The organism is Sutcliffiella horikoshii, assembly GCF_019931755.1.
Taxonomy (GTDB): Bacteria; Bacillota; Bacilli; order Bacillales; family Bacillaceae_I; genus Sutcliffiella_A; species Sutcliffiella_A horikoshii_E.
The window spans coordinates 616,714-635,867 of record NZ_CP082918.1; the positions used below are offsets into that span (position 1 = coordinate 616,714).

The 19,154-nt window shown below is 39.1% G+C and carries 20 protein-coding genes; 16 read left to right on the forward strand and 4 right to left on the reverse strand.

Annotated features, from left to right (window positions below; translation table 11 throughout):
* Positions 1 to 19 precede the first annotated feature (19 nt).
* The 4 genes from K7887_RS03330 to ltrA all read left to right on the forward strand — a co-directional run bounded on the left by K7887_RS03330 (position 20) and on the right by ltrA (position 4,573).
* Positions 20 to 337, forward strand: a complete 318-nt coding sequence (locus K7887_RS03330; protein WP_223492173.1) for a group II intron maturase-specific domain-containing protein — start codon at positions 20 to 22, stop codon at positions 335 to 337.
* A gap of 275 nt (positions 338 to 612) precedes the next feature.
* Positions 613 to 1,995, forward strand: a complete 1,383-nt coding sequence (locus K7887_RS03335) for an alkaline phosphatase (protein ID WP_317849233.1) — start codon at positions 613 to 615, stop codon at positions 1,993 to 1,995.
* 87 nt (positions 1,996 to 2,082) lie between these two features.
* Positions 2,083 to 2,721: a DUF4352 domain-containing protein gene (locus K7887_RS03340; protein ID WP_223492174.1), complete on the forward strand. Its 639-nt coding sequence runs from the start codon at positions 2,083 to 2,085 to the stop codon at positions 2,719 to 2,721.
* A 523-nt stretch (positions 2,722 to 3,244) separates the two neighbouring features.
* Positions 3,245 to 4,573 carry a group II intron reverse transcriptase/maturase gene (ltrA, locus tag K7887_RS03345; protein WP_223492175.1) on the forward strand — a complete coding sequence of 443 codons (1,329 nt, stop codon included), beginning with the start codon at positions 3,245 to 3,247 and terminating at the stop codon, positions 4,571 to 4,573.
* 187 nt (positions 4,574 to 4,760) lie between these two features.
* Here the strand turns inward: ltrA and K7887_RS03350 are convergent, their stop codons facing one another.
* The 3 genes from K7887_RS03350 to K7887_RS03360 form a co-directional block, all read right to left on the reverse strand.
* Positions 4,761 to 5,564 carry an Ltp family lipoprotein gene (locus tag K7887_RS03350; RefSeq protein WP_223492176.1) on the reverse strand — a complete coding sequence of 268 codons (804 nt, stop codon included), beginning with the start codon at positions 5,562 to 5,564 and terminating at the stop codon, positions 4,761 to 4,763.
* Between the two features lie 30 nt (positions 5,565 to 5,594).
* On the reverse strand, positions 5,595 to 6,215 hold the full coding sequence (locus K7887_RS03355) for a hypothetical protein (RefSeq protein WP_223492177.1): 621 nt from the start codon (positions 6,213 to 6,215) through the stop codon (positions 5,595 to 5,597).
* Between the two features lie 377 nt (positions 6,216 to 6,592).
* Positions 6,593 to 7,039 (reverse strand): GNAT family N-acetyltransferase, encoded by a 447-nt coding sequence (locus K7887_RS03360; RefSeq protein ID WP_223492178.1) that lies wholly within the window; start codon positions 7,037 to 7,039, stop codon positions 6,593 to 6,595.
* Between the two features lie 154 nt (positions 7,040 to 7,193).
* On the opposite strand from K7887_RS03360, the gene K7887_RS03365 reads away from it, so the two are divergent.
* From K7887_RS03365 to K7887_RS03410, 10 genes are all read left to right on the forward strand, one after another.
* Positions 7,194 to 7,616 carry an Lrp/AsnC family transcriptional regulator gene (locus K7887_RS03365; protein ID WP_223492179.1) on the forward strand — a complete coding sequence of 141 codons (423 nt, stop codon included), beginning with the start codon at positions 7,194 to 7,196 and terminating at the stop codon, positions 7,614 to 7,616.
* Between the two features lie 322 nt (positions 7,617 to 7,938).
* The gene (locus K7887_RS03370) at positions 7,939 to 8,775 is read left to right on the forward strand and encodes a sugar phosphate isomerase/epimerase family protein (protein ID WP_223492180.1); all 837 of its coding nucleotides are present in this window, start codon (positions 7,939 to 7,941) and stop codon (positions 8,773 to 8,775) included.
* Complete coding sequence (locus tag K7887_RS03375) at positions 8,765 to 9,646, forward strand: sugar phosphate isomerase/epimerase family protein (RefSeq protein WP_223492181.1); 882 nt, start codon at positions 8,765 to 8,767, stop codon at positions 9,644 to 9,646. The genes K7887_RS03370 and K7887_RS03375 overlap by 11 nt, the downstream gene beginning before the upstream one ends.
* Before the next feature lie 91 nt (positions 9,647 to 9,737).
* Positions 9,738 to 10,718: a tripartite tricarboxylate transporter substrate binding protein gene (locus K7887_RS03380; RefSeq protein ID WP_223492182.1), complete on the forward strand. Its 981-nt coding sequence runs from the start codon at positions 9,738 to 9,740 to the stop codon at positions 10,716 to 10,718.
* 55 nt (positions 10,719 to 10,773) lie between these two features.
* Entirely contained in the window at positions 10,774 to 11,292 is a 519-nt protein-coding gene (locus K7887_RS03385; protein ID WP_223492183.1) for a tripartite tricarboxylate transporter TctB family protein, read from the forward strand.
* A 20-nt stretch (positions 11,293 to 11,312) separates the two neighbouring features.
* The gene (locus K7887_RS03390) at positions 11,313 to 12,824 is read left to right on the forward strand and encodes a tripartite tricarboxylate transporter permease (protein WP_223492184.1); all 1,512 of its coding nucleotides are present in this window, start codon (positions 11,313 to 11,315) and stop codon (positions 12,822 to 12,824) included.
* Positions 12,825 to 12,845: 21 nt separating this feature from the next.
* Positions 12,846 to 13,844, forward strand: a complete 999-nt coding sequence (locus K7887_RS03395; RefSeq protein WP_223492185.1) for a PdxA family dehydrogenase — start codon at positions 12,846 to 12,848, stop codon at positions 13,842 to 13,844.
* Positions 13,845 to 14,069: 225 nt separating this feature from the next.
* On the forward strand, positions 14,070 to 15,086 hold the full coding sequence (locus tag K7887_RS03400; RefSeq protein WP_223492186.1) for a dihydroxyacetone kinase subunit DhaK: 1,017 nt from the start codon (positions 14,070 to 14,072) through the stop codon (positions 15,084 to 15,086).
* On the forward strand, positions 15,086 to 15,748 hold the full coding sequence (gene dhaL / locus K7887_RS03405; protein WP_223492187.1) for a dihydroxyacetone kinase subunit DhaL: 663 nt from the start codon (positions 15,086 to 15,088) through the stop codon (positions 15,746 to 15,748). Before K7887_RS03400 ends, dhaL begins: the two co-directional genes overlap by 1 nt.
* Positions 15,741 to 16,514 carry a triose-phosphate isomerase gene (locus tag K7887_RS03410; protein ID WP_223492188.1) on the forward strand — a complete coding sequence of 258 codons (774 nt, stop codon included), beginning with the start codon at positions 15,741 to 15,743 and terminating at the stop codon, positions 16,512 to 16,514. The genes dhaL and K7887_RS03410 overlap by 8 nt, the downstream gene beginning before the upstream one ends.
* A 64-nt stretch (positions 16,515 to 16,578) precedes the next feature.
* Here the strand turns inward: K7887_RS03410 and K7887_RS03415 are convergent, their stop codons facing one another.
* On the reverse strand, positions 16,579 to 17,349 hold the full coding sequence (locus K7887_RS03415) for a DeoR/GlpR family DNA-binding transcription regulator (RefSeq protein ID WP_223492189.1): 771 nt from the start codon (positions 17,347 to 17,349) through the stop codon (positions 16,579 to 16,581).
* A 298-nt stretch (positions 17,350 to 17,647) separates the two neighbouring features.
* On the opposite strand from K7887_RS03415, the gene rpiB reads away from it, so the two are divergent.
* Complete coding sequence (rpiB, locus tag K7887_RS03420) at positions 17,648 to 18,130, forward strand: ribose 5-phosphate isomerase B (RefSeq protein WP_223492190.1); 483 nt, start codon at positions 17,648 to 17,650, stop codon at positions 18,128 to 18,130.
* Between the two features lie 56 nt (positions 18,131 to 18,186).
* Positions 18,187 to 19,146, forward strand: coding sequence for a class II fructose-bisphosphatase (gene glpX, locus K7887_RS03425; protein WP_223492191.1), 960 nt, complete (start codon positions 18,187 to 18,189; stop codon positions 19,144 to 19,146).
* Positions 19,147 to 19,154: the final 8 nt, after the last annotated feature.

Genomic DNA, 19,154 nt, shown 5'->3' on the forward strand with positions numbered 1-19,154 from the left:
TAAGTCTAGTAGTAAGAAAATGAGAGCGAAGCTCAAAGAGTGCAAGGAATGGCTGAAAACTAATCGTACCAAAAACATTCACGAAGTGAAGAAAAGGTTAGACAGGTCGCTTATAGGATACTACAACTACTACTGCATCACATACAATGTGAGGTATGTAGATAACTTCTTGGATAAGATTAAGAAACTTTTCTTCAAGTGGATGAATAGGAGAAGCCAAAAGAAATCATTCAACTGGGATAAATATAATCTGTTTTTAAAACGTTTTCCGTTTCATAAACCAAAACTAAAACATAGTATCTTTGAGCTCAAGGAAGAGATTAGCTATATTTTGTAAACGATGGAGAGGAAGAGCCGTGTGCGTTAGTAGCGCACGCACGGTTCTGTGAGGGATAGGGAGTTCAATCTTTATAGGAAAGGCTCCCGTCTACTCGACCCGTGACCCATTCTGGTGCTGTGAGTAACATAAGTGGGTCAAGGAACCTGTCCCCTCAGCCCACTGTAACACTCTTGTAAACCAATCTTTACGCTGGCTCAAGGGTGGCTTAATAGTATGTTAGTATACTGACTCCTGTAAGTGAGATTGATAAATTCATTTTCCAGGAGGTTATTATGTTTTCTAAAAAACTATTAACAGTATCCATGGTTGCTTCTCTTGCGGTAAGTGGGGTCGCAATGAATCAAGTTTCCGCTAAGAAAGAAGATAATAATAAAGAAGAAATTCGCAACGTTATTTTCCTGATTGGAGATGGAATGGGCAATTCATATACGAGTGCGTACCGTTCTCTTAAAGATGATCCGAATACTCCAGAAGTGGAAGAGACCGCGTTCGATCCTTATCTTGTCGGGATGCAGTCCACTCATTCTTCAGATGAAGAGGAGAGCGTAACGGACTCCGCAGCGGCTGCAACTTCCATGTCTGCTGGAATCAAGACGTACAATGGCGCGATTGCTGTTGATATGGAGAAAAAAGACGTAAAAACTGTCCTGGAGCAAGCAAAAGAAAACGGAAAATCTACTGGACTAGTAGCAACCTCCCAAATCAACCATGCGACTCCTGCAGCATTCGGAGCGCATGATGAATCCCGTAACAATTACAATCAAATTGCTGATGATTATTACGACGATTTAATCAACGGTGAACATAAAGTGGATGTACTTCTTGGTGGCGGGACAAGCTATTTTGACCGTGAAGATCGTGATCTCACAAAAGAATTCGAAAAAGATGGCTATTCTTATGTAACAACTGCTGAGGAAATGGCAAAGGATGATAACGAGCAGATTCTAGGTCTTTTTGCACCAAAAGGGTTAGAAAAAATGATTGACCGTCCTGAGGAACAGCCTTCTCTGAAAGAAATGACTGACTCTGCACTTGACCGCCTTGATAACAACAAAGAAGGTTTCTTCCTGATGGTGGAAGGAAGCCAGATTGACTGGGCTGGCCATGATAATGATGTTGTTGGTGCGATGAGTGACATGCAAGACTTTGAAGAAGCGTTCCAAGCAGCGATTGACTATGCGAAAAAGGACAAGCACACGTTAGTTATTGCGACAGCCGACCACTCCACGGGAGGAATGGCGATGGGTCGTGACGGCGAGTACAAATGGGATCCAGCTGCCATTAAAGCTGCGAAGAAGACACCTGACTTCATCGCCAAGAAAATCGCAGAAGGTGCACCTGTGGAAGAAACATTGAATGAGTATATTGATCTTGAATTGACTGATGAAGAAATCCAATCTGTAGAAGATGCAAAAGAAACAAGTGGTGGCGAGCTTTTAGAAATCGACAACGCCATTGAGAAAATCTTTGACCTTCGCACTGGAACTGGCTGGACAACAGACGGTCACACCGGGGAAGACGTGTCCGTATATGCATACGGACCTGGCATGGATAAATTCACAGGTAAAATAGATAATACTGATACAGCAAAAGAAATCTTTAATATTTTGAAAGAAGCTCGAAAAGGGAAAGACAAGCATAAAGATGATAAATAACGGCGTTAATTGAGATCGAATTGATGACGAATTTTAAAAGCATTCCGAGTTCTTCTCGGGATGCTTCATTTTTAGGAGGTACTTTTCATGTCATTTAAACGTTATTTCATCATAGGTATGGCGGCTTTGTTTTTAGGGGGATGTTCTATAGAAGATACGGAAAAAGTTCAGAATTCTGCTTCAGAAAGCACGAATGAGGTGGAGGCAACTGAAACGGAGTCTAGCCCCAAAACGTTCCAAGACAGCCCGCAAGCCCCTGACGACAGAAAACTAAAACAGGTGGGCGAAACGTTGGAAGATGAGGACGGCGTAGTCACGCTTAAGCAATATGCCAATCTAAATGAAACTAAGCAATTAGGGGATATCACCATGACGATTGAAGAGGTGAAGGTGATGAACTATCGTCCGTCCCCGGATTTGGTCGACTATTTTCACGGCTTAACCCACGAAGAAGTGGAATTCCCGTATGTTCGAGTGAATGTAAAGGTGAAAAATAACAGCGACGAACCCCTTCACTTTGCGCCGGTCGCCGAGCTCACCACCAATCAAGGAGAAACCGTGACATGGGAAGAAGACTTCTACATTGAAAAACTAAACGGCGAACTAAAACCAGGCGAGGAAAAAGTCGGAAGCCTAGGCCTCATCATAGACGAAAGCAACCCAGAAGAACTCAAGAACCTGACGATCAAAACAAGCGAAGAAGAGGAGTTTTCTGTTGGATTTTAGTGGGTTGAGGGGACAGGCAGAGCGACCGAGCCTAGGTCGTGACATATAGCGGGTGGGATTCCCGCCGAGAAAGGATTAGCCATCCACTCGTAGCGAGTCTTGGAGGGTAGTGGGTAACCACTGCCTTTAAGCGTAGACAGTTAGATTGCAGGCCGTAAGCCAATATGGTTGAAGGGATTGAGCTCCGTAACCCCCAGTTAGTAGGGCTGATGCGTTTGCCTGTGCAGAAAGCAACATCACCTAGTTGTAACGGCTTAACAAAGGTGACCTACTCGGAGTCGGTGACCATGGCATGTAATACATTGATATGTTACGGCAACTCGGGAGACCCTGCGGGTCTTTCAAATTTATTTGAGAGTATGGCAATCAAGCGATAAAAAGTGAGTGAGCCAAATGTCGCGTAGGGAGTCGGATAGCCACGTAGTACCAATGAAATCGGGTAATGCTGATGGAGGGAAGGTAGGCTGCCTCAAAATCACCCTTATAGGGAAACATTTACTACACACAGAGGTAGGTTAAACAAATGGAAACAAAACTAGTAAGGATAGCTGAATTAGCTAAAGCTGAACCAAAGATGAAATTTACAAGTTTAGCGCATCTTATGAACGAAAACAATCTAAAGCAGTGTCACCATGAACTTCCTAGTAAGAAAGCACCGGGGATTAACGCTACAACCAAGGAGGAATATGAACTCGACCTAGACAGGAATATCTCTAACCTAGTAAAGAGAATGAAATCTATGAGTTATAGACCAACTCCGGTTAGAAGAACCTACATCGGTAAACCTGGAACTACCAAGAAACGACCTCTTGGCATTCCAGAACATGAAGACAAAATAGTTCAAAGAGCCATCTCGAAGATTTTAAACGCAATATACGAACAGGATTTTCTAGACAGCTCATTTGGATTTAGACCTAAACGTAACTGCCATGATGCAATAAAGATATTGAACCATTACATCGACAAGAAACATGTCAACTTTATTGTGGATGCAGATATAAAAGGATTCTTCGACAACGTTAATCACAGGTGGATGATGGAATTTCTAAAAGAAAGAATCACAGATCCGAATCTTTTAAGAATTATAGCTAGATTCTTAAAGGGCGGATATATGGAAGAAGGTCGATTGTTTCCTACTGAAATTGGAACCCCGCAAGGGGGAATCATCTCACCCATTCTTGCGAATGTGTATCTACACTACGTTCTTGACCTGTGGTTTGAAAAAGTAGTAAGGAAAAAGTGTAAAGGACAAGCGTATATCGTGAGATATGCCGATGACTTTGTATGTTGTTTCCAAGTAAAAGAGGACGCGGAACATTTCTACCATTCATTAGTTAAACGGTTAAGGAAATTCAATCTGGAGGTCGCAGAGGATAAAACCAAAATTATACCGTTTGGTAAATACGCAGAACGCAACTTGAAGACGACACTCTTTAAAAAGCCACCTACTTTTGATTTTCTCGGTTTTACCCATTATGGAAGTAGAGGTAAAACTGGAGAATATCTAACGAAGGTTAAGTCTAGTAGTAAGAAAATGAGAGCGAAGCTCAAAGAGTGCAAGGAATGGCTGAAAGCGAATCGTAATAAGGACATTCACGAAGTGAAGAAAAGGTTAGACAGGTCGCTTGTAGGATACTACAACTATTATTGCCTCACATATAATGTGAGGTATGTAGATAACTTCCTAGATAAGATTAAGAAACTTTTCTTCAAGTGGATGAATAGGAGAAGTCAAAAGAAGTCATTCAACTGGGATAAATATAATCTGTTTTTAAAACGTTTTCCGTTTCGTAAACCAAAGCTAAAACATAGTATCTTTGAACTCAAGAAAGAGATTAGCTATATTTTGTGAATGATGGAGAGGAAGAGCCGTGTGCGTTAGTAGCGCATGCACGGTTCTGTGAGGGATAGGGAGTTCAATCCTTATAGGAAAGACTCCCGTCTACTCGACCGCAGACCCATTTTTCCCCGTTAACGAAATGAGAAAGAGACATGCTGATTCGGCATGTCTCTTTGATATTGCTTGAGGAAACAGACTACTACAGCCCTACTTCGTCTACCGCATAAGTAGCATCAGCATTGCTGAACCCTTCAAATTCTAACTGTTGAATTAAGCCACTTCTTGAGAATGCCGTGTAATCAAGATAGTCTTGAGCCATTTGAACTGCTTGGGCTTGCCAATCTACATTGATTTTATCGACAGCATAAGTAGCATCAGCATTACTGAAGCCTTCGAATTCTAGCTGTTGAATTAAGCCAGTTCTTGAAAATGCCGTGTAATTTAGGTAATCTTGAGCCATTTGAACTGCTTGAGTTTGTGACATTGTTTCTGCATTTCTTGCAGCTTCTTCAGCCTCTTTTTTAGCTTGCTCTTCAGCCTCTTTTTTAGCTTGTTCTTCGGCTTCTTTCTTAGCTTGCTCTTCGGCCTCTTTCTTAGCTTGCTCTTCGGCTTCTTTTTTAGCTTGTTCTTCCGCCTCTTTCTTAGCTTGCTCTTCGGCTTCTTTTTTAGCTTGTTCTTCGGCGTCTTTTTTGGCTTGTTCTTCCGCCTCTATCTTAGCCTGCTCTTCGGCGTCTTTTTTAGCGTTTTCTTCTTCATCTTCTTTTAAAGTCTCGTTATCATCTTTCTCTGTTTGCTCGCTCTTAACTGTGCTCTCGCTTGTAGGAGGTGTAGTGATTGCAAATAAAGTGAAAAATACTACTGTTCCAATTCCAAAGTACTTCGCCACATGCTTTCTTTTTCTTTTGTCTTCAGGAGACCATGACAATACAATATTTGGTTTAATCATACCTACAAAAAATGCTAAAAATGAAATGAAAAATAATATTAAAAATAAACTATCCATTAGTTTTTCCTCCTATATTTTATTTCTTACTTACTGATTCATATCGTCAGGGAACAAGATCTCATCAAACACTTCGTTTGTTTCTTCGTCTTGAATAAGAACGTTGACTTTATACTTATCAGGTTCAACTCCATCGTACATTTGATACATCATTCCGCCTATGCCAAGAGCAAAAGAGGCAAATCCGTCCATGCTGTTTTCATAAGTTGTTTTATCCACGACCATCGTGAATTCTGTGAATGAATTATTGTGAGTGATATCCTTGATGGAAACAAATTCACCGCTAGTTTTCATTTCTTCCATAGAATCTATGATGGACTGTTTGATTTCGGCCAACATCTCTTTATGTTTCGACTTGCTCATTTTATAAGTAACAGATCCGTCCTCATTTTTGGCGGCTTTAATACCTTCTGCTTCAGCATCAACGATTACAGTGTCTAAATCTTCACCTTCAAACATGGAAGAGGGAATAGTGACCTCAACATTAAATATGCCCTTGTCCACACTTGCGGCTTCACTATCTGAAGTATCTTGATTCTTCGCTTCAGTTGGAGTATTCTCCTCGGCAACAACCTCTGTATCACTATTAGAAGAACATGCTGTAAGTACCAACATCCCAGCTAAAAGAATTGTAATCCATAATTTATTCAAAGTAATTCCTCCTACATTTCAAAATCCTCACCAAGTGTAACGTTCCTGTAACATTCCTGCAATACGTTCTTAACATTTGGATATATTTTACTAGATGAATAGTTAGTAAGAAGGGGAGAGATTAAAGAGAATTTGAGGGATTAATAGCGTGCTTGGAGGTAGAGAGAATGGAAAAGAATTTACATAGACCAATATATGTTAGTGGGCTCGAGAATATGAAAAAGGAAGGGATTTATTGAAGGAGGAGGGGGAATTGTCCACGTTTTCACATAGCTAGTCTTGCTGACAAGAGACATGTCGAGGAGGCATGTCTCTTTCAACGAAGTTCAAATGTGTAGGTGGATGAATAATCGTTTTTGTCTACAAGGATTTTTGAATCACTCTCCAAGTTCCAAATAATAATGATAATATTGATCGTCCTTTTTATACCCGTATTTTTCGTATAATCCTTGAGCCACTTCATTATCTGGTGTTGTTTCTAATGTAATACTTTTAGCACCAGTTTTGTTAGCAAACTCCTTTGCTTTTTGTAAAAGCATTCCTCCAACCCCGTGGTTTCTGGCCTTTGCATCCACAAACATGTCATTTAATATCCATGCCTTTTTCATCGATATGGATGAAAAGGTGGGGTAGAGTTGGGTGAATCCGATATATTCGTTGTTTGATTTTGCGACGAATATGACTGAATCCTTATTTTCTAAACGACTTCTAATAAAAGTCTTGGCGCCCTCTAAATCTGGTGTTTGTTGATAGAAAGTACGATACATATTAAATAAACTTGCAACAGCATCTAGGTCTTTCATGGTAGCTTGGTAGATCTCCATTTGTTGTTCTCTCCTTTATTTAAGTTAGTTATATTTTATCGGGTGTATTATTTTATTTACATAATATTTTGAAGGTTATTCGCAAAGATCTCATGCTATTTTATTATAATAGTAGTTAGTTACTTTAATTTTTAATGCGATGGAGGGAAGTAGCTTGGATGAGATAGATCAGAGCATACTTAGTCATCTTCAAGAAAATGCTAGAATGTCGATGACCGAACTGGGGAAGAGGGTTGGTCTTTCCACCCCTGCAACAAATGAGCGGGTAAAAAAGCTTGAAGATAAAAAAGTGATAAAGGGGTACAGGGCGATTGTGGATCCTGAGAAACTTGATAAGAATGTGACAGCCTTTATTTTGTTTGATACCAAACAAGGGAAGAAATTCAGAGACTTTTGCAGTGAGCACCCAGCCGTGGTAGAGTGCCATCGACTGGCAGGTCAATATAGTTATTTGGTGAAGGTAGTGGGGGAGTCGGTTAAAGAGTTGGGGGAATTCATTGATGCGACTTTACCTTTTGGAGAGCCGTCAACCTTGATCAAGCTATCTTCTGTGGTGGAGTTTAAGACATTGGTATAGAGGGGACAGGTTCCTTGCCTCATTTGTAGGTGGGTCACGGTGCCTGTCCCTACACCTGCCTCCCGATCTTCCGTTTCATATACTAAAACCTATATGTAAGCGGGGTGTTAACTATGGGTTGTCAAGAATATGGAAATATATGCTCCTCTTTTTATTTTCGTTTACTTTCGAAATCAATTTATTTTTATCGATAAGTTTTTATTTATTGTTAATTTCTATTGACAAAATAAAAATAATTGATAAAATTAAGAAAAGAAATTGAAAGCGTTTGCCGTTTTTTTAAAATGATTCAGCGAAATTAATAATAAAGGGGAGGGTATGTATGGAAATAAAATATGGATGCCATGGTTCAACATGGGAACTGGATTATGATAAGGAATGTGATTATCTTGACCAAATCATGGGAAGCGTTAAAAACGCAGGGTTTCATGGCATTGATGTACAAGTGGCACTGTTAGGTAAATATAAGAATCACCCGGAAAGACTCCGAGAAAAACTAACTGATCTGGGAATAGAGCTTGGAGCATTGACTGTTCCGTTTACTTGGGCTGGGGAAGAGGAATCGAATGAAGAGAAAGCACATGCTGACTTCTACATAAATTTCCTGAAACACTTCCCAGGGGCTGTTATGAATGTTCCAGCTAGAGTAGGGCCAAATCGAAATGATTTATTAAAAAGACAAAAAGAAATTATAAATTGTGTTAATGCACTCGGAAAGCGAGCTTATGAATGTGGTGTTGTCGCCTCTTTCCACCCGGCTTCTCCTAAAACCTCCTATTTTAGGTCACAAGAAGATTATGACGTGCTGTTTCAGGAATTGGATAGAAGATACCTTAGTTACACACCGGATGCAGGACACATTAAAGCTGGCGGAATGAATCCAGTAGAGATTATTAAAGACAATATATCAATAATTAAACATGTTCACTTCAAAGATTGTTCGAATACTTTCGAGTGGAGAAAAATGGGGACGGGAGATATTGATTTTCCTGCGATTATACAAATTCTCAAAAACCACAACTACAGCGGTTGGGTGATGGTGGAAGAGGAGACGGATGAAGCTGCTAAAGCTCCTGACAAAGTGATTAAAGATGTCGGAGAATATGTACGCAGTCAATTACAACCGATTACTCAAGGGGAAAAGAGTCGTGTCAACTAAATGGCTTCCTTCATTACTTATACCTGAAATTTATTTTCCTGTAAAAGATCAGGAGGGAATGTCATCTTATTTAATAGAACAACATGCAACGGAAGGTTTCTACAAATCCTTTGAGATAAGTGATATAAAAAGCGAACAAGAAAGAAAGCAAATAGGGTGCTTAGTCGAAAGATACAACATTGAAGTTACTCAATGGCTACCGTCACTTATTAAAAGAAACAAACTGGATTTATCTTCTCTAAATCCACAAGTAAGGGGCGAATCTATCCGGCAAATAAAAGAGAACCTCTATTTTGCTTCTGAATGTGGTGCAGGTTCTGTAGCTCTTATCAGTGGTGGAGATCCAGGACCAGAACAAAAAACAACAGCCTTTGCGTCTATGTTTGATAGTTTAAGTGAAATTTGTGAGGAAGCAGCAAAATATCCTATTAACGTTCTAATTGAACCAATCGGTTATAAGGCTTCTTTAAACGGACTTCTAGGTCCTATTAATCTTGTGTCACATATGATTGATAGATTGAAAGAAAACTATGAAAATATTGGATTGGTATTTGATACAGCGCACATTGCTTTGAATGAAGAAGATATTTTTAATGCGTTGCAATTAACAAAGTCGCATATTACGGGAATCCATTTATCTAATGCGGTATTGGATAAAGATAGCCTTATATATGGGGACAATCATATCCCGGTAGGTGAACCTGGTTTCTTGACGATGGATTTGATGAATCAGTTTTTACGAAAAGCAGGCAGAATTTTGAATAGAGAAGTAAAGGTTGCCATTGAAGTACGAAACGGTAATTTCGATGAGTGTCGCACGATGGAAAACAAGATTAGAAAAATTCAAAAGTCTCTTTTATCAAATCTGTAAATTCGTAAAGATAGCAGATATTCATTAAGTAGTACAGGTTTAATTTATGAAACACCATCTATTTTTAACTTAGAAACGAGGGGGATTAATAATGAAATCTAAATTTAGTGTTGGTGTCCTGTTCATCGGTCTTATGTTCATCTTGGCGGCATGTGGGGCAGATTCTGATCAGGCTGCCGGTGAAGGTGCTTCCAATTATCCGGAAAGAAATATTGAAGTCCTTGTAGGTCATGGTGCAGGTGGTGGAACCGACTTGTTTGCAAGAGCGGTAGTAAAAGAATTAGAAGAAATCTTGGATGTTAATTTCAATGTTGTCAATCAAGAGGGTGGTGCTGGAGTCATTGCAGCACAAAATGCTTATAATGCACCAGCTGATGGTTACACTTTAGTGGGTGATGCAGCATTCCCTATCACCACTGCAAGTGGAAATAATCAACATGGTTTAGAAGACTTTGTACCAATTGCCCGTTTCCAAAGTGATACGTACGCATTATGGGTAGACCCTGCAAAATATGATAGTATTGAAGAATTTATTCAAGCTGCTAAAGATAATCCCGGCAAAATTACTGTAGGTGGAACTGGTTCCATGGGAATGGATGAAATTACAGTGTTTCAACTTGGTCAAGCTGCGGAAGTGGAGTTAAGCTTTGTTCCAATGCAAGGTGCCGGTGAAATGCATGCAGGTGTCATTGGTGGCCATTTAGATGCAATGGTTGATGAATTTGGTCCAACGAAAGGTCTCTATGACGATGGATCTATCAAACCGCTTGTCGTATTTGCTGAGGAGAGATTGGAGGAGTTCCCTGATCTTGTAACAACAGTTGAAAATGGCTGGGATTTAACGGATGGAAATGAACGTGGTTTCTATATTAAAAAAGGAACAGACCCGGAAATAATTAAGGTTCTGGAGGATGCAATGCAAAAAGCATATAACTCGGAAGAATATCAAAAGTTTGAAGAAGAGAGCTATTTGCATCTTAGAGAAGGTTGGTTGAATTCCGAAGAGTTCACTGCAAGGACAGAAGAATTAATTGAGAAATATAAAGTTGTAATGGAAAAGCTTCAAAATTAAGAATAAAAAGTAGGAGGGCTCCCTCCTGCTTTTTGATAAAGTAGGGGGGATTAAAGTGACGAATGTAAAGAAAGATTATCTATTTTATAGCATTGTCATTCTGTTTGCTTTGTCTTTTATGATGATGACTCCACAAATAAAAATAACGAATGCTTCCTTTATTATCGGTCCAAGGTCTTGGCCATATATATTACTGACTTTAATGATATCTTTGGCCTTATTCGGGATTCTAAAAAACTATATTTTATCTAAAAAAATGAAAATGATTGAACCTGGAGAACTTGTTGAAGAGCATGAACCAGAAAAAACGGTATTTAAATTATCAATACCAATGATCTCTTTAATAATGTTGATAATATATGTCCTTTTACTTAATGTTATTGGATTTGTTATTTCCACACCACTCTTTTTGTATGGAATATCGCTTTTGCTTGGACAGAAGAAACAGCTGTACTCAGTTATCTTTGGATTCGTTACTACAGTTGTATTCGTTGGTTTGTTCTCAGTCCTGCTATCCATTCCTTTACCTCGAGGAATAGGTGTATTTAGACAGCTAAGCTTACTATTCTATTAAAAGTTAGGTGGGAGAATCTTATGTTGGAATATTTAATTACAGGTTTATTGAATATAGTCACTGACCCAATGAATATAACCATGTTGCTAATAGCCATTGCAATTGGCTACCTTGGAGGAGCAATCCCAGGTGTGAGTGGAACGATGTTGGTAGTCATCATGTTACCTCTAACCTATGCGCTCGAGCCGATGGCAGCTTTTATTTTACTTACAGGAATCTATGCGATAACCGCATTTTCAGGAGCAATCAGTGCCATATTACTTAGAACACCGGGTACACCTGAAGCGGTAGTCACCACTTTTGATGGATACCCCATGGCCCAGAAAGGAAATCCAGGTCGTGCATTGGGGATTGCCATTTGTTGTTCTGTAGTAGGAGGGATTTTCGGGACTTTATGTCTAATTACGATCACGCCGGCTCTCGCAAACGTAGCACTATCCTTTTCCTCTCCAGAATATTTCGCTTTGGCGGTAATGGGCCTCACTGTAGTAGCTTCCCTTAGTGGAAAGGAATTGGTCAAAGGGTTGATTGGTGTGTTGTTCGGTTTGATGATTTCGGTAATAGGGATGGATCCATTAACCGGTACATTGCGTTTTACATTTGACTCCCCCTTCTTAACCTCAGGAATAAACCTTATTCCTGTTATTATCGGGCTGTTCGCTTTGTCAGAATTCCTTAAGAAAACAAAGGACACTCATGTTGTACAAGATACAATATCTAATATTAAAACAAAAATATTTGAAAAAGAGATTTTCAAAAAAATAAAAGGTACGATGGCAAGATCAAGTATTATCGGTGTATTCATCGGAATATTACCTGGAGTCGGCGCAACAACGGCATCTATGCTGAGTTATAGTGAAGCGGTGAGATGGTCAAAAGATGAGGAAAAGGAAAGCTTTGGGAAAGGAAATCCTAAAGGTATTGCCGCATCCGAAACTTCAAATAATGCTGCTGCTATGGGTACTTTAGTACCGTTATTATCATTAGGTATCCCCGGAGGAGCAACGGCGGCTGTTTTGCTTGGTGCTTTTATCTTACATGGAATGCAGCCTGGACCGATGTTATTCAAAACAGAACCGGAACTGATGTACACCATTTTTGCGGGTTTGTTATTGGCGAATGTCGCTATGCTATTGGTCTCTAAGCCTTTCATTAAAGTTTTCCAAAAGATTGTAAATGTGCCCTATCATGTGTTAGGACCTTTGGTGGTTGTGTTTTGTGTAATTGGTACATATACAGTGAGAAATAACTACTTCGACATTTTGATAATGGTGCTGTTTGGTATACTGGGGTTTATTTTAGAAAAATATAAATTCCCATTGGCGACAATCATTCTGGGGGTGGTATTGGGACCTCTTACAGAAAGCGAATTTCGTCGGTCCATCCAGATGTCGAACGGGGACTTTTCCATCTTTTTTACACGTCCGATCAGTTTAACCCTGATAATAATTTCCGTTTTAATGTTGTTCTATCCAGTAGTTAACAACTTTTTCAAGAAGCGGAAAGCCCAAAAAATAAATATATCAGCTTAAAAAATTTTAGGAGGAATGATTGTGAGTAAACCTACAATTGGATTGTTATACGGAGATGCAGCAGGTGTGGGACCGGAGTTGGTGGCAAAAGCTTTTTCAAATAAAGAAATTTTGGATGCAGCCACATGGGTCCTGATAGGGGATGAAAGGGTCTTCAACCGTGGAGCAGATACAGTAGGAAAGGAATTGAACTATCAGAAAGTGGAAAGTATTGATGATGTCAAACCTGAGAACTTCTCGTTATGGTTAATCGATACGAAGAGTACTGACCCGGCTGATATTGAAATGGGAGTACTTTCTGTGGAGTCAGGTAAGGCGGCAGGGGATAACCTAATGTTCGCGTTAAAACTTGCAAAAGAAGAGAAACTTGATGGACTTACGTATGCCCCTATGAATAAAAGTGCACTCTTCAAAGGTGGGTTTGAATTTAAGGATGATATCCATCTGGTAGCTTCGGTCTTTGGATTGGAATCAGGTTTCAGTGAAGTGAATGTCATGAATGATGTGTGGTTTACGAGGGTAACCTCGCACATTCCTCTTAAGGAAGTTGCTGAAAATATTACAAAACAAAGTGTATTGGATAGTATTAATTTTGCTAGTAAAATTGTATCAAAAGCCGGTATTACTCCTAAAATTGCCATCGCTGGGCTTAATCCGCATGCAGGAGATGACGGGCTGTTGGGCAACGAAGAAAATGAAATCATCTCCCCTGCTATCGAAGAAGCGAGAAAGAATGGAGTTGATGTTCATGGTCCATTTCCTGCGGATACCATTTTCTTGAGACTTGATAAAGAGAAATACAATTGCCTTTTGGCTATGTATCATGACCAAGCGCAAATCGGAATGAAGACAATGGGCTTCAATAAAGGTGTCACAATCAGTGGAGGGCTTCCGATTGTAATAACAACCGCTGCGCATGGTACGGCTTTTGATATAGCCGGAAAAGGAATAGCAGATCCAGGTGCATTCGAACAGGCATTAAAGCTTGGTGTAGAATTGATTAATAATGGATATAACTGATAGATTCGTATAAATGGAGGTTAATTGAAAATGGGAAAGTGTCTATTAAGTCATCATATTGACTATTAGACACTTTTTCTATAGCTGAAGATTGAAAAAAAGCTTAAAGGGATTATCCAAATGCAAATTGACAGAAAATAAATAAAATACTAAAATTATAAATGAAAATAAATAAAAATAAATAAAAGTATATTAAAAATAATGGTTTTTATAGGGGGCTGGAAAGTGAAGAAGATTATAAACAATCCTAGTCACGTTGTTCAAGAAGCGATAGAAGGATTTATGTTCGCCTATAGTGATTCAATGACTAAGGTCGAAAATGTAAACGGAATCATTCGTAAAGATCTTCAAGATAAAGTTGCTGTCATTACAGGCGGAGGCAGTGGACATGAGCCTTTATTCTTGGGTTTTGTAGGAGATGGGCTTGCGGATGGGGCAGCCATTGGAAATGTTTTTGCAGCGCCAACCCCAAATACTGTTCAGGAAGTAGCGAAAGCAGTAGATTGTGGGAAAGGTGTATTGTTCGTGTATGGAAACTATGCAGGAGATGTCCTTAATTTTGATATGGCTGCAGAGTTATTGGAATTTGATGATATTCAGACTAAGACGGTTTTGGTGGCAGATGATGTGGCTTCAGCACCTGCAGATCGCAAAGGCGACCGCAGGGGGATTGCAGGAGATGTGTTTGTTTTAAAAATTGCTGGCGCGGCTTCCGGTAAAGGGTTGTCACTGGATGAAGTGGCTCGTGTAACCCAAAAAGCGGCCGATCAAACATTTTCCATAGGGGTTGCTACTTCACCAGGTACAATCCCTGGGGAAACAGAACCTCCATTTGTCCTTGGAGATGATGAAATCGAACTTGGGATGGGGATCCATGGAGAACCAGGATTAAAACGTACAAAATTGATGAAGGCTGATGAACTGACAGATGAACTGGTTGATAAATTGTTGGAAGAAAGCAATATACAGGCTAGTGACGAAGCGGCTGTGTATGTAAACGGATTAGGGTCCACCACTTTGTTGGAGTTGCTTATTGTGAACCGCAGAGTGGCTCAATTATTAAAGAAAAAAGGAATCCAAATTTATGATATGGATGTAAACAGCTACTGTACAACTCAAGAAATGGGGGGCTTCTCCATTTCATTATTGAAATTGGATGATGAGTTAAAAGAATTATACGATGCTCCAGCGAGCTCACCATATTATAACAAAGCACAGAAGAGTAGAGAGGGTGTTAAGTAATGTCGGTTGAAACTGTAAAGTGTATGACCCCTAGTCAAGTTAAAGATATGTTTTTATATGTGGGTGATAAGGTGATGGAAAGTAAACCCCTCCTGACAAGAATTGATAGTGCTATTGGTGATGGAGATCATGGTATTGGAATGTCTGTCGGATTTACGAAGGCCGAAGAGAATTTGAGAGCAAATGAATTTACAACGGTAAATGATGTTTTTAAAACCGTGGGTATGTCAATGATTTCATCAATGGGTGGAGCTTCAGGAATAATATTTGGAACAATGTTTGTTGGAGGAATAAAGGGATTGGAGCCAAAAGACTCGTTGGATCTGCCATTATTGGCCGGAATTTTTGAAAAGGCTTTAGAGGCGATAAAGCTTCGGGGAAAAGCAGATTTGGGAGATAAAACAATGATCGACGCATTTCAGCCTGCAGTCGAAGCATTGAAGGAAAGTGCCGCAGAAAGGAAAAGTCTTGTGGAAGGGATTAGAAATGCTGAAAGTGCAGCACTCCAAGGTGTTGAAAGCTCAAAAGATTATATTGCGAAATTTGGACGAGCAAAATCTTTGGGAGAAAGAGCGATTGGCCATCAGGATGCTGGTGCAACAACAGTTTCAATAATTTTTAGGGCTATGAAGGAATCGTTGGAAAGGCCTGGAAATGAATAAAATTTATGTAGGAACCAACTGGAAGATGACAAAAACAATCACAGAAGGAATAACTTATACAAAAGAACTCAAAAAAGTGGCAGAAGAGTTAACCTCAAATATTGAATTGTTTATTATTCCTTCCTATACTGCTCTGGTTGATATCAAGAAAGAAATTGCCGATTCAGGGATAAAACTTGGTGCGCAAAATATGCACTGGGAAGAAAAAGGTGCGTATACAGGTGAAATTTCACCAAGAATGCTTCAAGAGATAGGAATAGATCTTGTTGAATTGGGTCACTCTGAGCGGAGACAATATTACAATGAAAAAGATACCGATATCAACAAGAAGGTAATTTCTGCATTGAGATTTGGGATGAAACCGCTTGTTTGTATTGGCGAAGACAATGAACAAAAAAACAATGGGAATTCTGTTGAGGTACTGGTGGCTCAATTAAAGGTATGTCTTAGAGGTGTGCCAGAGGAGGATATCAAAAAGGTTCTCGTAGCTTATGAGCCTGTATGGGCTATTGGCGAAAAAGGGATACCTGCTGAAGCTGAATATGTTGGTGAGATTCATACGATTTTGAGAAATACGCTTGTGGAGATGTTTCCCGGGAGTGGACATGAAATTCCATTGTTATACGGTGGAAGTGTCAATTTGAATAATTTCCAGAAGTATATGAATCAAAGGGATGTAAACGGTCTGTTTGTTGGTAGGACCGCATGGGATATGAAGACTTTTGAAGTGCTGTTGCATGAACTTGATAAGTGTCTTTATAATTGATAAACATGGAAAAAGGATATTCATAAGGAATATCCTTTTTTCTATATTGGGAATTTATAAGTACTTAATATACTTTTATATCATGTCTAGATACTTCTTTAAGAAGAGCATCATCAAATGATTTGTCGGTAATGATTGTGTCAATTTGCTCGCATGTAGCAAAAGTAGCTATTGAGCTTGTTCCAATCTTTGAATAATCCAACATTCCGATAACCTTATTAGCCTTTTCAACCATTATCTTTTTTAATTCTACCTCATAGACATTGAAATCTGTCAGTCCCTCTTCGATGGAAAAGCCACTTGCTGAGGTGAACATCGTATCGATATTGATTTTACTTAAAATGTTTGTTCCCAGCGATCCTTCAAGTGCCATAGAACCCATTCTTGCCATCCCCCCTATCAGGATAACATTTATTCCCGGGTTTTCTTTCAACTCAATAGCAGTAGAAATACCATTTGTAACAACAGTAATATGCAAACTGGATTCTCTCAATAATTTTGCCAATTCGAGGGCTGTTGTACTTGCATCAAGCAAAATACAATCTTTTCGTTTAATAAGCTCAATCGCTTTTTGAGCAATTATTATTTTTGAGTCACGATTTTTCTTCTCCCGTTCAGAAAAGCTCTTCTTGGATGAAGAAAAATCTTCATTTAATACTGCTCCTCCATGTGTACGGGTTAACAATCCTTCTTCCTCTAAAACATTTAAGTCCGTTCTTAGTGTAGCTTCGGAAACGTTTACATCTTTTGCTAAATCTTTAACGGTAACCCGCTTTTTTTCTTCTAGTATATTTAAAATTAATTGTCTTCTCTCGTTGGCAAATAACTTATCCATCGTAACACCTCTTTTAAATTTCAGTAATTATTCAGCAAATTGAATTGAAATAAAAACAAAAAAAAACAAAAGTAACTAATAAAATATATCGTAATTGGGATTATAATTCAAGTTTAATTAATAATCTTTGAGATGGCAAGGAGATTTAACTATAGTTTTTGTGGTGATTATCATTGTTTGTTTAATAAACAAAAATAAACGAAAATAAATGTTGAAAAAGAAAAATAAATATAATAGAATGATAGTATGCTTAAATGTAATATAACTAATTTTAAAAGTAAACGAAAGGGGAATGGGAATGAGAATAGGAATTGGGTGCGATCACAACGCTTTTGATTTGAAAGAAAAAGTAAAAAAATTTATAGAAGATTCAGGTCACGAAGTAGAGGACTATGGATGCTATGTAAAAGATGCAGTCGATTATCCGGATGTAGCATTGAAAGTGGCTGAAGGTGTAAGTAATAAAATAGTAGAAAGAGGGATTTTACTGTGCGGTACCGGAATTGGAATGAGTATAGCTGCCAATAAGTACCCGGGTATAAGAGCAGCTCAAACTCACGATGTTTATTCAGCCGAACGAGCACAATTAAGTAATGATGCGCAAATTATTACGATAGGATCGCAAGTTGTGGGGGAAGAGCTTGCAAAGAAGGTCGTGTCAGCATATTTGAATTCCGAGTGGGTGGGTGGCTCCCAACGCAAAGTAGATAAAATTGTTGAAATAGAAAAAGAATTCTTCACAGAACTTGGAAAAGGTGTTTCCTCTAAAACGTGCGGCTGATTCCTTTATATAATTAATACTTCCATATTAAGCAAACTTAAAGGGAGGGTGCTCTGATGAAACAATTAATAGAGGCTCCAATGAGTCAATTAATATATGATTTTTTGCATGTTACAGAATCAGCAGCTCTTGCATCATTACCATGGGTTGGAACCGGAAATAAATTTGAAGCTGATAAAGCTGCTACAGGCTCTATGAGAAATCTGTTAAATAAGATCCAAATGGAAGGTGTCGTCGTAATTGGTGAAGGTGAAATTGATGAGGCGCCTATGCTTTATATCGGGGAAAGAGTTGGAACAGGGGCAGGGGTGAAAGTTGATTTAGCAGTTGATCCTATTGACGGTACTTCTTCCACATCGAAAGGGCAAAATGATGCTATTACCGTAATAGCTGCTGCTCCTGAAGGAACATTGCTTCATGCACCGGATATGTATATGGAAAAGATAGCAACCGGACCTCAGGCTGCAGGAAAAATAGATATCGATTCATCCATTGAAGAGAATTTGTATGCGGTTGCAAAAGCAAAAGGGAAACAACTGAATGAGTTGACAGTCATCGTTCAGGATAGAGAAAGGCATTACAAATGGATAGAAATCATACGCAGCATTGGAGCGAAGACATTCTTGTTTGAGGATGGAGATGTAATTCCTGCAATCTCTACATGTATTGATTCGTTAAATATTGACCTCTTTGTTGGAATCGGTGGTGCTCCTGAAGGTGTCCTTGCGGCAGTAGGAGTCAAAAGCTTGGGAGGGGATATGCAAGCAAGGCTTTTACCGGATGGAGAAGCGGAGTATGAGAGATGTGTAAATATGGGAATTAAGGATCCTAATAAGCCCTTAAGACACGATGAATTGATAGCTACAGATAACTGTGTGTTTGTTGCAACAGGGATTACAAGTAATATTTTGCTACAAGGGATCAAGTTTGATCATAAAAAATACATCACTCATTCCATGGTGATAAGTGGAAGAGATAAGAATTTGCGGTGTACAGAAACGGTGCATGTTATTTAATAGTTAAA